13 protein-coding genes are annotated in these 20,641 nt (G+C 70.0%); 11 read left to right on the top strand and 2 right to left on the bottom strand.

Going from position 1 to position 20,641, the window contains the following annotated elements; genetic code table 11:
* Positions 1-106: 106 nt before the first annotated feature.
* From obgE to EHO50_RS04470, 9 genes are all read left to right on the top strand, one after another.
* Entirely contained in the window at positions 107-1,552 is a 1,446-nt protein-coding gene (gene obgE / locus EHO50_RS04510) for a GTPase ObgE (protein WP_128428468.1), read from the top strand.
* A 265-nt stretch (positions 1,553-1,817) separates the two neighbouring features.
* A complete protein-coding gene (locus tag EHO50_RS04505; protein WP_128428467.1) occupies positions 1,818-3,200 on the top strand; it encodes an FG-GAP-like repeat-containing protein in 1,383 nt (460 codons plus the stop codon).
* Between the two features lie 70 nt (positions 3,201-3,270).
* The gene (locus EHO50_RS04500) at positions 3,271-4,809 is read left to right on the top strand and encodes an FG-GAP-like repeat-containing protein (protein ID WP_128428466.1); all 1,539 of its coding nucleotides are present in this window, start codon (positions 3,271-3,273) and stop codon (positions 4,807-4,809) included.
* Positions 4,810-4,901: 92 nt separating this feature from the next.
* Positions 4,902-6,386: an FG-GAP-like repeat-containing protein gene (locus EHO50_RS04495; protein ID WP_128428465.1), complete on the top strand. Its 1,485-nt coding sequence runs from the start codon at positions 4,902-4,904 to the stop codon at positions 6,384-6,386.
* A 167-nt stretch (positions 6,387-6,553) separates the two neighbouring features.
* Positions 6,554-8,113 (top strand): alkaline phosphatase D family protein, encoded by a 1,560-nt coding sequence (locus EHO50_RS04490; RefSeq protein ID WP_128428464.1) that lies wholly within the window; start codon positions 6,554-6,556, stop codon positions 8,111-8,113.
* Between the two features lie 521 nt (positions 8,114-8,634).
* Positions 8,635-9,372, top strand: coding sequence for a hypothetical protein (locus tag EHO50_RS44795; protein ID WP_246101014.1), 738 nt, complete (start codon positions 8,635-8,637; stop codon positions 9,370-9,372).
* A 182-nt stretch (positions 9,373-9,554) separates the two neighbouring features.
* On the top strand, positions 9,555-11,054 hold the full coding sequence (locus EHO50_RS04480; RefSeq protein WP_128428463.1) for a bifunctional cytidylyltransferase/SDR family oxidoreductase: 1,500 nt from the start codon (positions 9,555-9,557) through the stop codon (positions 11,052-11,054).
* Positions 11,055-11,211: 157 nt separating this feature from the next.
* Positions 11,212-13,296 carry a hypothetical protein gene (locus tag EHO50_RS04475; RefSeq protein WP_128428970.1) on the top strand — a complete coding sequence of 695 codons (2,085 nt, stop codon included), beginning with the start codon at positions 11,212-11,214 and terminating at the stop codon, positions 13,294-13,296.
* A 248-nt stretch (positions 13,297-13,544) separates the two neighbouring features.
* Complete coding sequence (locus tag EHO50_RS04470) at positions 13,545-14,771, top strand: glycosyltransferase family 2 protein (protein WP_128428462.1); 1,227 nt, start codon at positions 13,545-13,547, stop codon at positions 14,769-14,771.
* On the opposite strand, the gene EHO50_RS04465 is transcribed toward EHO50_RS04470, so the two are convergent.
* Together EHO50_RS04465 and EHO50_RS04455 are read right to left on the bottom strand one after the other, a co-directional pair.
* Positions 14,740-16,812, bottom strand: a complete 2,073-nt coding sequence (locus EHO50_RS04465; RefSeq protein ID WP_128428461.1) for a hypothetical protein — start codon at positions 16,810-16,812, stop codon at positions 14,740-14,742. The two genes, EHO50_RS04470 and EHO50_RS04465, sit on opposite strands and share 32 nt — an antisense overlap.
* A 305-nt stretch (positions 16,813-17,117) precedes the next feature.
* Complete coding sequence (locus EHO50_RS04455; protein WP_128428460.1) at positions 17,118-18,527, bottom strand: polysaccharide pyruvyl transferase family protein; 1,410 nt, start codon at positions 18,525-18,527, stop codon at positions 17,118-17,120.
* A 212-nt stretch (positions 18,528-18,739) separates the two neighbouring features.
* On the opposite strand from EHO50_RS04455, the gene proB reads away from it, so the two are divergent.
* Both proB and EHO50_RS04445 read left to right on the top strand, forming a co-directional pair.
* Positions 18,740-19,846, top strand: a complete 1,107-nt coding sequence (gene proB / locus EHO50_RS04450) for a glutamate 5-kinase (protein WP_128428969.1) — start codon at positions 18,740-18,742, stop codon at positions 19,844-19,846.
* 303 nt (positions 19,847-20,149) lie between these two features.
* The gene (locus EHO50_RS04445; RefSeq protein WP_128428459.1) at positions 20,150-20,614 is read left to right on the top strand and encodes a hypothetical protein; all 465 of its coding nucleotides are present in this window, start codon (positions 20,150-20,152) and stop codon (positions 20,612-20,614) included.
* Positions 20,615-20,641: the final 27 nt, after the last annotated feature.

The raw sequence follows: 20,641 nt of genomic DNA, 5'->3' as shown, positions 1-20,641 counted from the left end.
CGACCGAACGCTTCGCGAGGCGGACCTCACTTCCCAGGTGGGAAGGCGGGTCCGCCTTTCGCGTGTTACGTAGTAGACATTCCCGCACGTTCTGGAGGCACACCCCATGACCACCTTCGTGGACCGCGTCGAACTGCATGTCGCCGCGGGTAGCGGAGGTCACGGCTGTGCCTCCGTCCACCGTGAGAAGTTCAAGCCCCTCGGCGGGCCCGACGGCGGCAACGGCGGGCGTGGCGGCGACGTCATCCTGACCGTCGACCAGTCGATCACGACCCTGCTCGACTACCACCACTCCCCGCACCGCAAGGCCACCAACGGCAAGCCCGGCGAGGGCGGCAACCGGTCGGGCAAGGACGGGCAGGACCTGATCCTTCCCGTCCCGGACGGCACCGTCGTCCTCGACAAGGCCGGCAACGTCCTCGCCGACCTGGTCGGCCACGGCACGTCGTACGTCGCCGCGCAGGGCGGCCGGGGCGGGCTCGGCAACGCGGCCCTCGCCTCCGCGCGGCGCAAGGCGCCCGGGTTCGCGCTGCTCGGTGAGCCGGGCGACCTCCAGGACATCGTCCTGGAGCTGAAGACCGTCGCCGACGTGGCGCTCGTCGGATACCCGAGCGCCGGCAAGTCCTCGCTGATCTCCGTGCTGAGCGCAGCCAAGCCGAAGATCGCGGACTACCCCTTCACGACCCTCGTGCCGAACCTCGGCGTGGTGACCGCCGGTTCGACCGTGTACACCATCGCCGACGTCCCGGGGCTCATCCCCGGCGCCAGCCAGGGCAAGGGCCTCGGCCTGGAGTTCCTGCGGCACGTCGAGCGGTGCAGCGTACTCGTGCACGTGCTGGACACCGCGACGCTGGAGTCCGACCGCGACCCTGTCTCCGACCTGGACATCATCGAGGCGGAGCTGCGGGAGTACGGCGGGCTGGACAACCGGCCGCGGATCGTCGTCCTGAACAAGATCGACGTACCGGACGGCAAGGACCTCGCCGAGATGGTGCGCCCGGATCTGGAGGCCCGTGGGTACCGGGTCTTCGAGGTGTCGGCGGTGGCGCACATCGGGCTGAAGGAGCTGTCGTTCGCGCTGGCCGAACTGGTCGGCAAGGCGCGGGCCGCGAAGCCGAAGGAAGAGGCGACGCGGATCGTGATCCGGCCGAAGGCCGTCGACGACGCGGGCTTCACCGTGACCCGCGAGGAGATCGGCGGCGAGCCGCTGTTCCGGGTGCGCGGCGAGAAGCCCGAGCGCTGGGTGCGGCAGACCGACTTCAACAACGACGAGGCCGTCGGCTACCTCGCCGACCGGCTCAACCGCCTCGGTGTGGAAGAGGAGTTGATGAAGGCGGGGGCCCGCTCCGGCGACGGCGTCGCCATCGGGCCCGAGGACAACGCCGTCGTCTTCGACTGGGAGCCGACCGTGGTGGCCGGTGCGGAGATGCTGGGTCGCCGGGGCGAGGACCATCGCTTCGAGGAGCCGCGTCCTGCCGCGCAGCGTCGGCGTGACAGGCAGGCCGAGCGTGATGAAGCGGCGCAGGAGTTCGACGACTTCGAGCCGTTCTGATTCTGAGCAGGCGCGTGGCGTCGTCGTGACTGTGGGCCGGGGGCTGCTGCCCCCGGCCCTTCGCTTTGGCTGGATCGGTTAACGCCGGGAAGATTTCCGGCGTATCTCAGGGCAACCCCTTCGTCCCTCTGTGAGTCGTACTGGGCGGCGTGGATGAGGATCTTGGATTTTCGGGACCTCGCCACCGTCAACTGCCCATCGGATTCCCGGAGTCGACGTGGTCGAGGCTGTTTCGTTCAGGACGCGGCGTACCGTTGCCATAGCTGTGGCCCTGGTGGCTGCGAGCGCCGGTGTGCTGCCGTCCGGGTACGCCCAGGCGGCGACCGCCACCGTGCGGCAGGACTTCAACGGCGACGGGTACGGCGATCTGGCCGTCGCCGCTCCCAACGCCACTGTGAACGGCAAGGCCAGGGCCGGCTACGTCGCCGTGCTGTACGGGTCCGCGAACGGGCTCCGCGGCACTGCCGAGAAGGTGTACACGCAGGCCTCCGCCGGCATTGCCGGCACCGTCGAGGCCGGTGACCGCTTCGGCTCGGACCTCGTGATCGCCGACCTGGACGGCGACGGATACAGCGACCTGCAGGTGTCGGCCGACGGTGAGCAGTGGGAGCAGGGCGGCATCGCCCGGCAGGGCAGCCGGACCGTGCTGTGGGGCGGCCCCGGCGGCTTCACCTCGGGGAAGGTGCGGCCCGCCGTCGGCGACGGCCGGTACCAGAGCGGCGGCGGGACCGTCACCGGCGACTTCGACGGCGACGGGCGTCAGGACCTGCTCGACAACGGCCGCGTGGAGTACGGACCCTTCGGGCGTGACGGTGTGCCCGCCGAGGTGACCGGGGTGGAGCTCGTCGACGGTGACCTCGACCTGGTCGACGTGGTGGCCGGTGATGTGGACGGCGACGGCATCACCGACATCGTCACCGTCGCCCGCTCCTTCGACGGGGACGACCAGGGCGATCGCGGCGAGCACCTGAACTTCCTGCGCGGCAGCCGCGACGGTCTGCGGCCGCTGGTCGTTCTCAAGGACGCACAGGGCGAGAAGATCAGACCCGGTTACTCCCTGGCGGTCGGCGACGTCAACGGCGACCACCGCGAGGACATCGTCATGGGCGGCGGACGGCTCAGGTTCCTCTACGGCACGGCGAACGGCCCGGCCGACTCCGTCGCCCCTCGGAGCATCACCCAGGACACCCCCGGCATGCCCGGCGTCGACGAGCCCGAGGACATGCTCGGCCATGACCTCGCGGTCGGCGACATCGACGGCGACGGCTACGGCGACGTCCTGGCCGGCAACCCGCACGAGGACCTGGGCACGCTGACGCAGGCCGGCGCCTTCGTCGTCGTACCCGGCGGACCGGACGGACCCACCGGCGCCGGCGGCAAACTCCTCAGCCAGAACAGTCCGGACGTTCCCGGCACCGCCGAGAAGGGCGACCGCTTCGGCGAGCGCGTGCATCTCGTCGACGGCAACGGCGACGGGCGGGCCGAGCCCGTCGTTGCCGCGTTCGCGGAGGACTCGTACGCCGGTGGCGTGTGGGTCTTCCGGTCCGGCCCCACCGGAGTCACGGCCAAGAACTCCTTCGCCTTCGGTGCCCGCACCCTCGGGACGGTCGCGAGCGGGGCCTGGCTCGGTCACCGGTTCCCGCGCTGATCATCCCGGGTTCCCCCGCTGATCAGCCCCTTCACACCAACCCACCCGTCTTCCCCGCGTCAGGAATCACATGGCTTCGCATTCCCACCGCCGTACTCCCCTCACCCGCCGCAGACGCCTCGTCCTCGCCACCGGCGTCGCGGTCGTCGCCGGTGCGCTGGCGGTGCCCGCCGTCAACGCCGCCACCGAGGCCGGGGCAGGGGCCGCTACGCCGAGCGCCGAGCGGCTGCACGACGACTTCAACGGGGACGGGTATCCCGACCTGGCGATCGGCGCGCCGGGCACCACCGTCAACACCCAGGCCGGCGCCGGGTCGGTGAGCGTGCTGTACGGCTCCGCGAGCGGCCTGTCGATGTCCCGCAGACAGGTACTGAAGGGGCCGGGCGTACCTGACCCGGAGTCGTGGGAGGGCCTGTACGGTACGAACCTCCAGAGCGCGGACCTCGACGGGGACGGATACGCCGATCTGCTCTCGTCCCTCAAGGCCTACGTGATGGATGTCGAAGACGGCTATGCGGTCGAGGTCAACTGGGGTGGACCCAACGGACTTTCGGCGACCTCGACGAGGCTCACCTGGGCCCCGATGGGCCCCTGGAGCGGCCAGTTCACGGTCGGGGACGTGGACGGCGACAAGCACCCGGACCTGGTGACCCTGAGCAACGACACCTGGATGAGCGGGGAGCCCGACGGGGCGGACAGCCCGGACGGCACGGTGTTCCACGGCCCGTTCGACCGCGATGGTGGGCCCGCGAAGAAGGACTACTTCCGTATCAATCCCGAGGACCCCCAGAACTACCAGGGGATCACGGCCGGCGACGTCAACGGCGACGGCATCGCCGACCTCGCCGTGCAGTCCACCTTCGTCGACGAGTCCGACTCGCGGGGGGTCGAGCTGCTGCTGGGCGGAGCCGACGGCTTCACCTACAAGGGCATGCTCAAGGACGCTCAGGGCCGCCTCGTGGGCGGCGAGGACGTCGAGGTCGGCGACCTGAACAAGGACGGCTATGGAGACATCGTCGTCGGTCACTCCAGCGACAGCTACGACAGCGATGTCGAACTGCCCACGAAGGGCGGCGCGTTGGCCGTCGTCTACGGCGGCCCGGGCGGAGTCTCCAGTACCCGCAAGCCGGTGTGGATCAACCAGGACACGGCCGGTGTGCCGGGCGCGGCCGAGCGCGGGGACGGCATGGGCTCGGGCCTGTCCATCGGCGACACCAACGGCGACGGCTACCTCGACGTGGCGACCGGGCTGCCCGGCGAGGACTTCGACGGCCTCACCGACGCCGGCACCGTGCTCGTGCTGCGCGGCAGTGCGAACGGCCTGACCGCCACCGGATACAAGGCGTTCAGCCAGAACACCAGCGGCGTGCCCGGCACCGCCGAGAAGCTGGATCGTTTCGGCGCCGAGACCGCACTGGTCGACGCCAACGCCGACAAGAAGGACGGCTTGGTGGTGGGCGACCCCGCCGAGAACGCCGGCAACGGTTCGGTGTGGGTCTTTTCGGCCACCTCCGCAGGCATCACCGCGAACGGCTCCTTCTCCTTCGGTTCGGCCACCATGGGCCTGCCCGCGACCGGGGCCAAGTTCGGTGCCTCACTGGCGGACTGACGGCGATGACGTCTCGTACGACGCATACATCCCCGTAGGACGACCACTCTCCGTACGACCATCCCCCCACGAAAACGACAGGAGACAGCACCATGAACAGGCGTAAGGGAACCTGGCGCACGGGACTCGCCGTCGTCATGGCGGTGACGGGAGCGGCCGTGCTGCCCGCCGCCCACGCCGCCGGGGACACTCCGTCCGCCACGGCGAAGCCCCAGGACGACTTCAACGGCGACGGCTACGCCGACCTCGCCGTGGCGGCGCCCGAGGCGACCGTCGACGGCAAGACGCGCGCCGGGTACGTCGCCGTGGTGTACGGCTCGGCGAGCGGGCTCAACACCGCCTCCAAGCAGGTCATCAGCCAGAACACGGCCGGTGTCACCGACTCCGCCGAGACCGACGACCGGTTCGGCAGCGCGGTCAGCACCGCCGACCTCGACCGGGACGGGTACGCGGACCTGATCGTCGGTGTCACCGGCGAGGACTCCGTCGAAGGCGGCGCCGAGACCGGGCTCGTGCAGGTCGTCTGGGGCGGGGCGAACGGGCTGTCGGGCGGGGCGGCGCTGGCGTACGGGCACAACACCTACGACCGGCTCAGCGCCAAGGACGAGCTCACCGTCGGTGATGTGAACGGTGACGGGGCGCCGGACCTGGTCGTCGTGGAGAGCCTCATCAAGTTGCGGGTCGTCAAGGGGCCCTTCGGGCGGGACGGTTCGGCGAGCGGCGGGGAGCAGATCGTCCAGGACGACTCCGACCCGCGCTTCCTGGACCTGGCCACCGGTGACGTGAACGGTGACGGCATCGACGACGTCGTCGCCACCATGAACGACGGCGACGAGTACGACGCCCGCCGCATCACCTACTGGCAGGGCGCGCGGGACGGCCTCGCCGAGGGGGTCGTGCTCCGCGACAGCAGGGGCTGGCGGGTGCAGGGCGGCGAGTCGCTCGGCCTGGGTGATGTGAACGGCGACGGCTACGAGGACATCGTGGTCGGCCGCCCCGTCGACGGCTACGACAGCGACCTCGACACCCCGATCCCCCTGGGCGGCCGGGTCGCCTTCGTCCCCGGCTCCGCGAGCGGGCCCATAGGTACCAAGGCGATGTACGTCAACCAGGACAGCGCCGGAGTCCCGGGCGCCGCCGAGCGGATGGACGGCTTCGGTTCCGACGTCTCGGTCGCCGACGTCAACGGCGACGGGTACGCCGATGTCTCGACGGGCGTTCCCGGCGAGGACTTCAGCGGGCTGAGCAACGCCGGCGGGGCCATCGTGCTGCGCGGCGGCGCGAGCGGCCTGACCGGCACCGGCGCCACGGGGGTCAACCAGGACACCACCGGTGTGCCGGGCGCGGCGGAGACCAACGACGCCTTCGGCCGCACCACCCACCTCGTGGACGCCGACCAGGACGGCCGCGCCGAACTCGTCGTCGGCGCACCGGGGGAGAACGCGAACGCCGGGTCGGTGTGGGTGTTCAAGTCGACGTCGGCCGGGATCACCCCGACCGGCTCGGTCACCTTCGGCGCCGGCACCCTCGGCACGGTCGCGGCGAACGCGAAGCTCGGCTCCGGGTTCAACTCCTGATCCACCGCCAGACCCGTTGTGGCAAGGGCACGTTCCCGTGCCGCAACGGGTCTTCTGTTGTCTTCCTATTTGTCATGCACGCGAAGCTCGCAGTTCAGCCGACAGACCGCCCACGGGCGTGAGCATCCAAAGTGTCCAAGAGGCCAGCGAGACAGGGGAGTTCGCCGATGACCGGTGTTTCCGGATCCGTATCGCCCGACCGACGTCGTTTTCTGACCGCGGGCGCCGCGGTGCTCGGCGCCGCGGCCTCCGCCCAGCTGTGGCTGCCGACCGCCGCCCGAGCCGCCGAAACACCGCTGCCCGACGGCGTGTTCAGCCTCGGCGTCGCCTCCGGCGACCCGCTGCCCGACGGCATCGTGCTGTGGACGCGGCTCGCCCCGGACCCGCTGAACGGCGGGGGCATGCCCGACCGCGTCGTGTCGGTCGAGTGGGAGATCGCCGAGGACGAGCAGTTCGGAAAACCGGTGCGCCGCGGTGTCGCCCAGGCCCGGCCCGAGCTGGGGCACAGCGTTCACGTGGATGTACGGCGGCTGCGCCCGGGCCGTACCTACTGGTACCGCTTCCGCACGAGCGGCCAGATCTCGCCCACCGGCCGCACCCGCACCGCGCCCCACCCGCACAGCTCCGGCGGCCGGCTGCGCATGGCCCTGGCCTCCTGCCAGAACTGGCAGCACGGCTACTTCACGCCGTACGCCGACATGCTGGCCCAGGACCCCGACTTCGTCCTGTTCGTCGGCGACTACATCTACGAGTCCACACCCTCGGCGACGGCCCTGCGCAAGCACGAGGGCACGGGTGAGCCGTACAGCCTGGTCCAGTACCGCAACCGGTACGCCCAGTACCGCACCGACCCGGACCTCGCCGCGATGCACGCGAACGCGCCCTGGGTGGTCACCTTCGACGACCACGAGGTCGACAACGACTTCGCCGGCGAGATCCCGCAGGACCCCGACAAGCAGCCGCACGACGCCTTCGTGGCCCGCCTCACCGCGGCCTACCAGGCGTACTACGAGCACATGCCGGTCCGGGCGAGCGCCATCCCGAACGGCCCGCACATCCAGATGTACCGCCGCCTGGAGTTCGGCCGCCTCGCCCGGCTCAGCGTGCTGGACACCCGGCAGTACCGCAGCGACCAGGCCACCAGCCAGGAAGGCGCCCAGGACCCCTCGCTCACCATGCTCGGCGCCGAGCAGAAGCAGTGGCTGCTCGACGGACTGCGCCACTCGCCGGCCCGCTGGAACATGATCGGCTCCCAGATCATGATGGCCGAGACCGACCTCAAGGTCGGCGAGGGCAAGCTCTGGTACTACGACGCCTGGGACGGTTACCAGGTCGAACGCAACGCCCTGATGCAGGAGTTGAAGCAGGTCCGCAACCCGGTCGTGTTCACCGGCGACCGCCACCTCACGATGATCAGCGACCTCAAGGAGGACTACGCCGATCCGGACTCCGCCGTCGTGGGCGCCGAGTTCGTGGGGACGTCCATCTCCAGCAACGGCGACCAGGACCAGGCCGCCTTCCACCGGGAGTGGGACCCGCGACTGCCGGACAACCCGCACTGGAAGCTGCTCGACGCCCACCGCGGCTACCACCTCTTCGACATCCGCCGCGACGGCATCGACGCGCAGGTGCGGATCGTGGACACGGTCCGCCAGCAGACGGCTACGCCGAGCACGCTCGCGTCGCTGCGGGTCGAGGCGGGGCAGCCGGGCGTCGAGGTCGTGTAGCTCCTGTCACACCGGCAACACCCGTCACTCCTGATGGGACCTGGGACTCATCCGTGTCCCAGGTCACTCTCAGCACAGTCTCAGGAAGTGCTCTTACCGTCCTCTGACCATGGAGACGGACTGTACGAGAGATGAAATCCCTGCGAACGGCGGCGTGATCACCCCGCTGCCCACCGGCACCCGCCTGCTGCACATCGGCCCGCACAAAACGGGCACCACCTCGATCCAGGGCGCGCTGTTCGAGGCGCGGGAGGAGATGGCCCGGCACGGCGTCGAGTGGCCGGCCGGCACCCGGCATCCCATGGAGGCGGTCCTGGCGGCCTGCGCCCGCACCGGGATGATGGGCGACACCGCGCCCACCGCGCGGCACTGGGAACGGCTGCTGGAGCGGGTGCGCGCCTCGGGGCGGCGTACGTCCGTGATCAGCAGCGAGTTCTTCGCCGACGCCCCGGACGACGCGACGATCGAGCGGATCGTCGCACAGCTCGGCGGCGACCGCGTGCACGCAGAACGGCCTGCGCATGGGCTACGAGGACTGGCTGCGGCACATGCTCAGGAAGCCGCCGTACGAGAAGCCCAACCCCAGCTTCTGGCGCCGGCACCGGCACGACCGGCTGGTCGAGCGCTGGGCCCGCGTGGTCGGCCCGGAGTGGGTCACCGTCGTCGTGGTCGACGACCGGGACCGGGAGGGCCTGATGCGCACCTTCGAGGCGCTGCTCGGACTGCCCGCGCATCTTCTGCGGCCCGTTCCGGATGCCGCGAATCGGTCACTCACCCTCGCCGAGACCGAAATGCTGCGGAATCTTAATAAGGAATTCCGCACCAATGAACTGCCCGAGGAGCTCTATTCACAGCTCGTCCGGAACGGCGCCGTGATGCATATGAAGAACACGTGCACTCCCGGTCCCGGCGACGTGAAGATCCGCACTCCGCAGTGGGCCGTCGAAGCCGCCGCCGGGATCGGCGCGGAGATGGCGGAGAGTATCGAGAGAACCGGGGTACGGATCCTCGGCGACATGCGCCTTTTGTCCGCGGTGCAGCTGTCCGCCGTGCAGAAGTCCGCGACCCTGACCGGCGCGGAGCCGCGCATCGCCCCCGAGGCCGCCGCGCAGGCCCTGTACGGGGCTCTCGCCGCCGCGGCCGCCGCGCCCGTACGGCACACCGCGCCCGCCAAGTCGCGTACGGTTCACCAGACGTCGTCGGCGGAGCTGGTGCGGGTACTCGGCCACCGCTGCCTCAAGCGGCTACGGCTTCGGTGAACCTGTGCGGTTACTCACAGCAATTCGCCAGGACGCCCGGAGGGCACCCTCCACAATGACCATGCGTACAAGGTGAATGACAGGTTGCGCGCACATATGCAGCCGGGGACGCTCACCTTGCACTGCGGTAACCCCAAGTGGGACCATTTCGAAGTTCCCAGTCGCCACAAGGTAGGTCACCTGTGTCCCAGCACATAGCCAAGCCCCGTACCACCGCAGTGATCCTGGCCGGTGGTACCGGTCAGCGGGTGGGTCTGTCGATCCCCAAGCAGCTGCTGAAGATCGCCGGCAAGGCAGTCATCGAGCACACGCTGACCACCTTCGAGAAGGCCGACTCGATCGACGACATCATCGTGCTGATGGCGCCCGGCTATGTGCCGGACATCGAGAAGGTCGTCGCCAAGGCCGGGTTCACCAAGGTGAAGAAGATCATCGAGGGTGGCTCGACCCGGAACGAGACGACCGAGCGCGCCATCGACGCCCTCGGCGAGGGCCTGGCCGAGGGCGAGGACCTCAACGTCCTCTTCCACGACGCCGTACGCCCCCTGCTGTCACAGCGCGTCATCGACGACTGTGTCGTGGCGCTGGAGCGCTTCCAGGCCGTCGACGTCGCCATCCCGTCCGCGGACACCATCATCGTGACCCGCACGCACGGCGAGGACGGCGAGTTCATCACCGAGATCCCGGACCGCTCCCGGCTGCGCCGCGGCCAGACGCCGCAGGCGTTCAAGCTGTCCACGATCAAGCGGGCCTACGAGGTCGCCGCCGGTGACCCCAACTTCCAGGCCACGGACGACTGCTCCGTCGTGCTCAAGTACCTGCCGGACGTGCCGATCCACGTCGTCGCGGGTGACGAGTACAACATGAAGGTCACCCAGCCCGTCGACGTCTTCATCGCCGACAAGCTCTTCCAGCTGGCCTCCACCGCCGCTCCCGAGCAGGTCAGCGAGGAGGCCTACCGCCAGCTGCTCACCGGCAAGACCTTCGTCGTCTTCGGCGGCTCGTACGGCATCGGCAAGGACATCGCCGAACTCGCCGAGTCCTACGGCGCCAAGGTGTACGCGCTGGGCCGCTCCACCACCGGCACGCACGTGGAGAACCCGGAGGAGGTCGACGACGCGCTGTCCAAGGCGTACGCCGAGACCGGGCGCATCGACTACGTCGTGAACACGGCGGGCGTGCTGCGCATCGGCAAGCTCGCCGAGACCGACAACGCCACCATCGAGGAGGCGCTGAAGGTCAACTACCTGGCCCCGGTGCAGATCGCGCGCTCCTCGTACAAGTACCTGTCCGAGACCAAGGGCCAGTTGCTGCTGTACACGTCCAGCAGCTACACCCGCGGTCGCGCCGAGTACAGCCTGTACTCCTCGACCAAGGCCGCCATGGTGAACCTCACCCAGGCCCTGTCCGACGAGTGGGCCGGCGACAGCATCCGCGTCAACTGCATCAACCCGGAGCGCACCGCCACCCCGATGCGCACCAAGGCCTTCGGCCAGGAGCCCGCGGGCAGCCTGCTCTCCTCCGAGGCCGTCGCCCGGACCTCCCTCGACGTGCTGCTCTCCGAGCTGACCGGCCATGTGATCGACGTCCGCCAGCAGGACCCGACGGCGCCCGCCGGAAAGGCGTCCGGCTTCGAGCAGGCGCTGGCCAGTGTTCTGGACCGCCAGGACGGCGTGGCATAATCAGCAGTTAATAGCCGTAGGGAATTCAGGCCTCTGCGATTCTTCGTTCACGAAGAATTCACAGGGGCCTGAGTCCTTCACCCCTCTCACTCCTTCAGACCGGCCCCTCTCCCTGAGCAGGTTCTCCGTGATATCCACCGCTATTCGCGTCGCCCGGGTGGGCAGCCCGGCCGAGCTGGCCGCGGCGGCCCTCATGATCCTGGGCTTCCCGGCGCTCATGCTGGCCGCGCTCGTCCCGAGCGTCCCCGCCTTCGCGGCCGCGGCCGCCGTGACGTACCTGGCGGACCACTATCTGCACCGCAAGAGCAGCTATCTGGTCAACCGCCTGAGCAAGGTCCGGGCCGGTCTGTCGATCCGCTTCCTGATCAGACAACTGCTGCTGATCCTGCTGCTGGCCCGGCTCGGTTTCGCGGACGACCTGATCTACTACGGCGCGATCGCCTGCTTCATAGCGTTCTACGGCCTCCAGGCCCCGCACGGCGCGCTGGTCACCCTGATCCGCAACCGCCGCCGTATGCCGGTCGCCACCCGCAACATCGACCTCGCCTCGCGCATCCGTATCCCGGACGCCCCGCCGCGCCGGCTGCTGCACCGCTCCGCGGAGAAGATGCTGCACCTCGATCTCGCGGCCGTCGCGGGCATCCTCGTCTCGGCGTCCCTGGAGTCGGCCGTCGCCGGCTTCATCGGCATCGGCGTCACGGTGGGCCTGGGCTGCCTGTACGTGCTGGCGCTCGTCCCGTACGTCCGCGGCGCGAAGACCCCGCCGAACGCGGAGAAGGTCCTGGCCGCCGTCGACGACTGGCTGGCCGAGTACCGGCCGGAGACGGTGCTGTACTTCTCCGGCTCCAAGGACTCCGCGTACCAGGTCAACATGTGGCTGGAAACCATGGAGCAGCTGGACTCCAAGCCGCTGATCATCCTGCGCGAGCGGGTCATCCTGAACAACCTGGCGCCCACCACGGTCCCCGTCATCTGCGTGCCCGGAGGGGTGCACCTGATGAACCTGGACCTGTCGAACGTGCGCGTCGCGCTGTACGCCGCGAACGTCGGCAAGAACATCCACCTGCTGCGCGTCCCCACCATGAAGCACGTCTTCATCGGCCACGGCGACAGCGACAAGCTCGCCAGCGTCAACCCGTACAGCAAGGTCTACGACGAGGTGTGGACCGCCGGGCGCGCCGGCCGCGACCGGTACGCCATAGCCGACGTCGGTGTCCGCGACGAGGACATCGTCGAGGTCGGCCGCCCGCAGCTGGCGCCGATCCAGACCTGGCAGGGCGTGCCCGAGGGCCGGATCCCGACCGTTCTCTACGCCCCCACCTGGGAGGGCTGGGACGGCAACCCCGGCAACACCTCGATCGTGCTGGCCGGCGAGAACATCGTGAAGAAGCTGGTCAAGGCCGACCCGCCGGTCCGCGTCCTGTACAAGCCGCACCCCTTCACCGGCACCGTCAGCGCCGAGGCCAAGGCCGCCCACCAGCGGATCGCCGCGCTGGTCCAGCAGGCCGCCACCGAGCGCGCCACCGACCCGCGCTTCACGGCCGACGCCGCCGCGCAGACCGCCGCCAAGGCCGAGCTCGCCCGCATCGAGGCCCGCCTCGCCGAGCTGTCCGGCAAGGGCAAGGGCAAGGGCAGCGGCAACAGCAAGGGCGACGAGGCCGAGGCCACCCGCGACGGGCTGGTCGACGTCGCCAAGCACGAGGAGATCGCCCGGCTGCGCACCGAGTGGAACACCGCGTACTGGCGCTCCTTCGGCAGCCACGAGCACCGCCTGATCACGGGCGCCGAGCCGCGCCTGTACGACTGCTTCAACGTCTCCGACGCGATGGTCTCCGACATCTCCAGCGTGGTCTCCGACTTCATCGCCAGCGGCAAGCCGTACGCCGTCACGGACTCCGCCGAGCTGGGCGTGGAGGAGTTCAAGCGGCAGAACACGGCGGTGCGCGCCGCGACGATCCTGTCCAACAGCGCAGCCGAGCTGGGCGGCCTGCTGGACGCCGTACGCGACCCGTCCGCCGACCCGCTGGCCGAGGACCGGGGGGACCTCAAGCGGTACCTGCTCGGACCGGACGAGCCGACGTCCATCGAGCAGTTCAACACCGCGGTGGCGAACCTCGCGATCAAGGCCGACGCGCGCAACGTCGGCCAGGAGTCACGGGCGGCGGCCGGAGCCGCCGAAGGCGACCTGGCGGCCGTACCCGGGCAGCGGTTGTCGGCGGCCGAGGACGATGTGACGGCCTGACCCGCAAGGCCACTTGCAAGGCCATTTGAAAGGTTCACGGCGCGGCCCCCGAGGAGCGAATCCTCGGGGGCCGCGCCGTTTCTAGTGGGCCTCTTACGTTGCCCGAATAGCGTGACTCCATGTCAGTTCCCTTTTGTGATCTGACTCACCAAACCATGGCCGTGAGGCAACCGCTTGCAACGCCCAGCCGTCTACTAGGTAGCGAATGATGCGATACGGGGGAAATATCCCGTTGACAAGGGGGAAACGTGACCGTCACGCAGCCTGATGTGACTGTGATCATCGGGGCGTACGAAGCGATGCCGTACCTGGTCGAGTGCCTCGCGTCCGTCGAGGCACAGACCATCGACCCAGGGCGCATCGAAGTCATCGCGGTGGACGACGGCTCGACGGACGGCACGGGGGAGTGCCTGGAGGAATTCGCGGCCCGCGCCCCCATGCCGGTGACCGTGATCCAGCAGGACAACTCCGGTGGCCCCAGCGGCCCGCGCAACGTCGGTCTGGGGAAGGCGGCCGGGCGTTACGTCTTCTTCCTGGACGCCGACGACCGGCTGGGCCCCGAGGCCCTGGAGCGCATGGTCGCGATGGGCGACAAGAACGGCACCGACGTCGTCCTCGGCCGGGTCGAGGGCGTCAACCGCACCGCGCCGAAGTCGATGTGGGGCAAGACGCTGGACCGGACAGACGTCTTCTCCTCCAACATCAAGTTCACGCTCAGCGCGCAGAAGCTGTTCCGCCGCGAACTGCTGACCCGGCACAACATGCGCTTCGACGAGTCCCTGTGGACCGGCGAGGACGCCCTGTTCACGATGGAGGCCTATCTACGGGCCGACGGCATCTCCGTGGTCGCCGACTACACCTGCTACTACCTGGTGGGCCGCGACGACGGCAAGCACGTGACCAAGACCGGCGGTTACACCCTGCGCTTCGACTCCGCGCGCGCCCTGATGAACCTGATAGCCGAGCACGTCCCCGCGGGCGACCGGCGCGACCTGCTCATGGTCCGCCCCTTCCTCATCACCCTGCTGCCGCAGTTCGGGCCCAAGTACGCCAAGGACAGCGAGAAGGTCAGGCAGCACAAGCTGGAACTGGCCAAGCCCCTGATGGACGCGCACTGGACGCCGGACATCGCCCGCCGCCTCAAGGTCGAGGAGCGCCTGCGGCTGCACCTGGTCGCCGAGCAGCGCCCCGAACTCCTGCTGCCCGTCGTGGAGTTCATCAAGGCCAAGAAGCAGGCGGCGGCCCTCCTGGAGAAGAAGGGCCGCCGTGTCTACCTCGCCTACCCGCACTTCCGGGACGCGGCGGCCGGAATACCCGACTCCGTGTACCTCGCCGAACCGCGCGAGGCCCGCGCCTTCCCCGGCTACCGGGAGGGCGGCGTGGACTCGTTCCTGCGGCGGGCGGTGCGCAAGGCGCGGCGGATGCTGAAGTCCTCGCGCGAGGCTACGCCGGGTGGGCGGGCTGCTCCCGCGTGAGGGACCGTCGCTGATCCGGGATCTCGGCAGGGAGCTCCGCCGCCAGCCGCTCCTCCATCCGTTCCCGGTGCTCCTGCGCGGCCGAACACAGCGCTTGTACGGCCTCGTTGAAGCGCACCTGTGACGTGGGCTCGGCCGGCCCCAGCAGATGCCGCTTCAACTCCTCCCGCGCCTCGGCGAGTTGGTCCTTCTCCGGGTGCCGGACCGCATCCAGCAGCTCCGGCACCCCGGCCGCGTCCGGCGTCAGCACGGTCGCCGCGCGCACGGTCGGGAAGGCCTTGCGGAACACGTCCTCCGCGAGGCCACTGGTGTTCGCCACGGCGTACGGCTTGCCGCTCGCCAGGAAGTCGCTGATCACGCTCGACACATCGCTGATGAGCAGATCGGCCCGGTTGAAGCAGGCGTACAGCGCCGGCCGCGCGTCCGTCACGACCTGGTGCTCCCACTCCGGCAGCGAGGCCCAGTACGCCTCCTCCCAGGCCGCCGTGGCCCGTGCCACCGCCTCCGCCCGCCCCGGCTCCGGCGCGGACTGGAGCATCATCCGCTCGACCTGATCGGCGCTCGCCCGGACGACGGTCGTGGTCAGGGCGTCCAGCTCCTGTGCGAGAAGGGCGAGTTCGCCGGTGTCGCGCGGGCGCTCCCCCGTCCGCTCCCGGTTCGCCGCCCTGATCACCTCGCGGATGCGCAGATCGGCCGCCCCGGCGCGCGGATCCACCGACCCCGTCAGCGGATGCGGCTTGTACAGCAGCCGTACGCCGGGGTCCGCGAGCAGCGCCCGTACGAGGTTCTCGCCGGCCTCGATCACCGAGGTGTTGCCGGGGTTGCCGTCCCAGCCCTCCCAGGTCGGCGCGTAAAGGACGGTCGTGCGGTGCCCGTCGGCGGCTCCGTCGCGGTCCCCGCTCGGCGGGCCCGCGTACGGCTGTACGGCATCCAGCTGCGGGCGGCCGATCTCCACGATGTCCTTGTCCTCGACGCCGACCTCGGCGTACGCATACCGCTCGCGCGCCGCGGGCCCCGCAACCCACACCTCGTCGTAGGCCTTCGCGTACGGGTTGCAGGACGACAGCTTGTCGCTCTCCCCGTGGTTGACGAAGGTGTGCTTGAGCGTGGGGATGCGCAGGACCTGGGAGGTCTTGCCGGAGTTGGAGGGGTGGATGAGCATCCGGAGCGTGGACTGCTCCAGGTGCATCAGGGTGGAGACCTTCGGCAGGCACAGGATCGGGACGTCGGTCGGCGCGATCTTCTGCACCATGAACCGCTCCCGCAGCACGATCAGCGGACGGCCGTCCAGCTTCGCGAGCGGCTCCAGCCACATGTTCGCCTGGTACGCCGAGGACGCGCCGCCGGAGAAGTACAGGCCGACCGTCGGCCGGTACTCGGCCAGCCAGGCGTCCAGCCACTCCAGCGCCTCCCGCTCGCCCGCCGGACGACGGCTCGGCAGCAGCCGTACGAGAAGGTCGTGCAGGCCCAGCAGGGCGAGCCCGAGGGACAGCGCGATGCCGAGGGCCGCGCAGCGGGGATCGTCGGTGGCCACCGTGGTCAGCAGGCCCGCCGTGGCCGGGAAGCCGAAGACCAGCAGGCGGTGGCCGGGGCGGCGCAGCAGAAGGGGCGGGGCGGGGGAGAGGCGCAGTGCGCGGGCGTCGATGTTGCGGGTGACCACCGGCAGGGTGCGGGTGCGGCGGACCAGCACCGAGACCGCCTGGATCGCGCAGTGCAACGCGTAGAAGGCGAGGAGGCCCGCGACCAGCGGGGCGTACACCGTCTCCCGGTGCTGCTCGCCGAGCCGCAGCAGGCCCACCACCAGCAGCAGGTCCCGCAGCACATGCCGCACGGTGATGTCCGCGTGCGACTTGGCGAACACCGACAGCATGCCGCGCTGCCAGCGGAACAGCACAGCCTCGACGGCCAGGGACATGACCGTCGCCGCGAGCAGCAGCGGGACGTGCGGGCGCAGCGCCGCCACGGCCTGGGCACCGAAGGCGGCGGCCAGGAGAGCCGTGACGAGCGCTCTCACCGGGAGGCGGGACAGGGGTGTGGGCAACTGCGGTCACTCCAAGGTCGGGGCGGGACGTGGTGCGCCCGGGTTAACGCGCACCGACCTCCGGACGACACGCGAGTGTCCGGATGGTTTGGAGTGGCCGAAGCTGCCGGAACCCTGCCCCTAGGCCCTGTCGTTTGGATCATCCCGGCGTCGCGGGGTCTGGCACGCGCATCTGCCGCGTTGTCGTCACTCGCCGACGCTCCGCGTCGACTCCCTCCTCCGCCTTGCAGCTGCACGCACCAGACCCCGCTCGGGCCGGCTGAAGGCACTGCACCTCACAGCCGGCCTGATCCAAACGACAGGGCCTAGCGTCCCGACTGCAGCGCCCGCCGGATCGGCCCGCCCACCACCCGGCGGGCCCGGCGGTAGACGGACGCCGCCGGAAGCGCCCCGCCTCCCTTGCCGGCGCGGGCCATCTCGCGTCTCAACCGGTCGTTGTCCGTGGTGAGTTCGCTGATACGGCTCTGCAGCCAGCCGAACCTGGTGGTGAGCGAGGCGAGGTCGGCGTCGTTCCAGGGGCGGATGCCCGCCGGGAAGGCCAGCGACCGCATGCGCTCCTCGAAGGCGGCGCCGCCGTCGCCGTGCGTGAACGTGTTGTCCAGGCCGTTGCGGTCCAGGAACCCCGTGAACCGCTCGAACCGCTCCTGGTGGCCGCTCGTCAAGGCGCCGAAGTCGGCCTCCTCGTACAGCGACGCCGGGTCCAGGTCCTCGGGCAGCTTGTCGATCCGGCGGTGCGGGATGCCGAAGTAGCGGCACAGCTCCAGCGTGCGCGAGTCGCCGCACAGCACCGTCGCCGGTGTGCCGGCGAGCAGCGCGGCGATGTTGCCGTGGATGCGGGAGCCGAAGGAGAAGTCGAAGGCGCGCAGGTCGTCGATCCAGGTGACCGGGTCGACGTAGACGCGGACCTTGTCCTCCCGGTACATCGGGTGCTCGGGGTGCGTCGGCATCGCCGTCACCAGGCCGTTCGGGTCGGACAGGTCCCGCCAGTGCAACTGCCGTGCGTCGCTGATGTTCTGGCCGATGAAGCGCAGGTTCGGGTAGCGGGCGTGGGCGCGGGTGATGACCCGCTCCAGGCCCTGTGACTTCACCGCGTTGTGCGAGCCGTTGACCGCGATCCGGGAGCCGGCGCCGAGGGAGGCTTCCCGCTTGGTGACGGTGAGCTCCTTGCCGTACATGAAGAGCGAGGGGCAGCCGATGACCTCGACGTCCCGGAAGCCCAGGTCCTTGAGGTACTTCTCGGTGAACTCGCCCCGGACTCCGATCGAGGCGCTGCGGTCGAGCACCGCGGAGACGAACTCGCGCACGGAGGGCTCGATGCCCTTCAGGCGCGCCGCGTTGTAGCCGAGCCCGGCCTGCGCGCCGACGCCGACCACGACCACCGGGATCTTCAGCTTGGTGATCAGCCGCGTCAGCCGCTTCAACTGCGCCTCGAAGGAAGGCCGGAACGCGTTGGCGAGCGGGACGACGAACGCGTCGTACTCCTCGTTGATCCGGTCCGCCGCCGAGACCTCGGTGCGGATGCCGTTCGAGACGACCTCGGTGTGCGGGGTCTCGAGGATCTTGTGGGTGGCGTCGCTGAAGATCAGGTTGCCGGAGTTGGTGGCGATGACGTCCCGGTGGAGGGCCTCCTCCACGGAAACGACGTCGTAGGGGCTCTTACCCGAGCGGAGCAGGATGCGCTTCTCGCGGTGACCATGATGGGCATTGTGTGACACAGCGTTCAAAATAAGTTTGCACTGTCGTTGTTTTCTATAGGCAACCAACGCAACCTTTTTGCCGTATGCGACCCGTGAGCAAACAGTTACCGCTCGCCTGTCCGGGGGCTGGAATCCCCGCGCGCCGCACGATCCACTTCGCGTAGATTGCCGAGCAGGGAACCGGACGTATGCGAGGGAAAAGAGCACAGGTGGCAGGGGCAAGGCAGGGTGTGCGCGACGCCCGCAGGATCGTCGTCAAGGTGGGGTCCTCGTCGCTGACCACCGCGTCCGGCGGCCTGGACGCCGACCGGGTCGACGCGCTCGTCGACGTCCTCGCCAAGAGCCGCAGCGGCGGGGAGCGGGAGATCGTCCTCGTCTCCTCCGGTGCCATCGCGGCCGGACTCGCCCCGCTGGGCCTGCGCCGGCGCCCCAAGGACCTGGCCCGTCAGCAGGCCGCCGCCAGCGTCGGCCAGGGCCTCCTCGTCGCCCGCTACACCGCCTCCTTCGCCCGCTACGGCGTCCGCGTCGGCCAGGTGCTGCTGACCAGCGACGACATGAGCCGCCGCGCCCACCACCGCAACGCCTCGCGCACCCTCGACAAGCTCCTCGCGATGGGTGCGTTCCCGATCGTCAACGAGAACGACACCGTCGCCACGGACGAGATCCGCTTCGGCGACAACGACCGACTCGCCGCCCTGGTGGCGCATCTGGCGCGGGCGGATCTGCTGGTGCTGCTGTCCGACGTGGACGGCGTCTACGACGGCGACCCCAGCAAGCCGGGGACCTCGCGGATAGCGGAGGTGCGCGGGCCGGCGGATCTGGCCGGGATCGAGATCGGCAGCGCGGGCAAGGCCGGGGTCGGCACCGGCGGCATGGTCACCAAGGTCGAGGCGGCCCGGATCGCGGCCGCCGCGGGCATCCCCGTGGTCCTGACCAGCGCCATCCACGCCGCCGAGGCCCTCTCCGGCGGCGACACCGGCACCTACTTCCACGCCACCGGCAAGCGCTCCGCCGACCGGCTGCTGTGGCTCCAGCACGCGTCCACTCCGCAGGGCTCGCTGACGCTGGACGACGGCGCGGTACGGGCGGTCGTCGAACGCCGCAAGTCGCTGCTGCCCGCCGGAATCGCCGCGGTCGAGGGCGAGTTCAGCGCGGGCGACCCGGTCGAGCTGCGCGACAGCACGGGGCGCGCGATCGCCCGCGGGCTCGTCAGCTTCGACGCCAAGGAGATCCCGCAACTGCTCGGGCGGTCGACGCGGGAACTCGCTCGGGAGTTGGGGGCGGAGTACGAGCGGGAGGTCGTCCACCGGGACGACCTGGTGATCCTGCACCCCTGAGCGCGGTCCGGTGACGTGGGGTGGTGCTCGGTGACGTCGAGTACCACCTGGTGACGGCGCGGCCGAAAACGGGGTGAACGCCCTGCAATACGAGTCGCCCTGAGGTGGACGTTCCGCGCTGCATTGCCCCGGGGGCCAACCCCCGGACCCCCGGCCGAAAACGGGGTGAACGCCCTGCAATACGAGTCGCCCTGAGGTGGACGTTCCGCAAAAGCGCCCCGCGAGACCTTGCGGCCTGCTCAACTTTGTCTCAGGGACATTCCGTACGACCACCGAGTCGGTCACTGCGTGGAGGAGGCCGTTGTGAGACGAGTGCGCCCTGGGACGGCGCCCCGCAGTGCCGCTGGGGCCTCGTCCCGTGCGGCCGGTGAGGAGCGCGCATTGACCAGCGTCTCGGCCGGCGACCGCTACGAGGAGCCCGAGGACCTGCCCCGCCTGTGGCACGTCACCCTCAGCGTCTCCGGCCAGGAGGCCCCGCTGAAGGAGCTGCGGCGCGCCCTCGAACAGCTCGCCCACGACCACCCCTTTCTGCTGACCAGCAGGTACGCCCACGACCACGCCGAGATCCGCTACTGGGAAGAGGCCCGCGACCTGCACGACGCGGCCGCCGTCGCCCTGCGCCTGTGGGGCGAGCACCGACAGAGCGCGGGGCTGCCGGCCTGGGAGATCGTCGGCTTGGAGGTCATCGACCGCGAGACCTACCACCAGCGGATCGCGGAAGGGTACGGGCCGCCACCGGCGACCCCCGTCGGCGTCCATCCCTTCTAGCGCCACGTGGGGGTCCGGCGGCACGTC

It is taken from the genome of Streptomyces cyaneus, from assembly GCF_004028635.1.
In the GTDB taxonomy this organism is placed as follows: Bacteria; Actinomycetota; Actinomycetes; order Streptomycetales; family Streptomycetaceae; genus Streptomyces; species Streptomyces cyaneus.
Note: the sequence above shows the minus strand (reverse complement) of the source record. Positions and strands in the feature narration are given on the sequence as shown.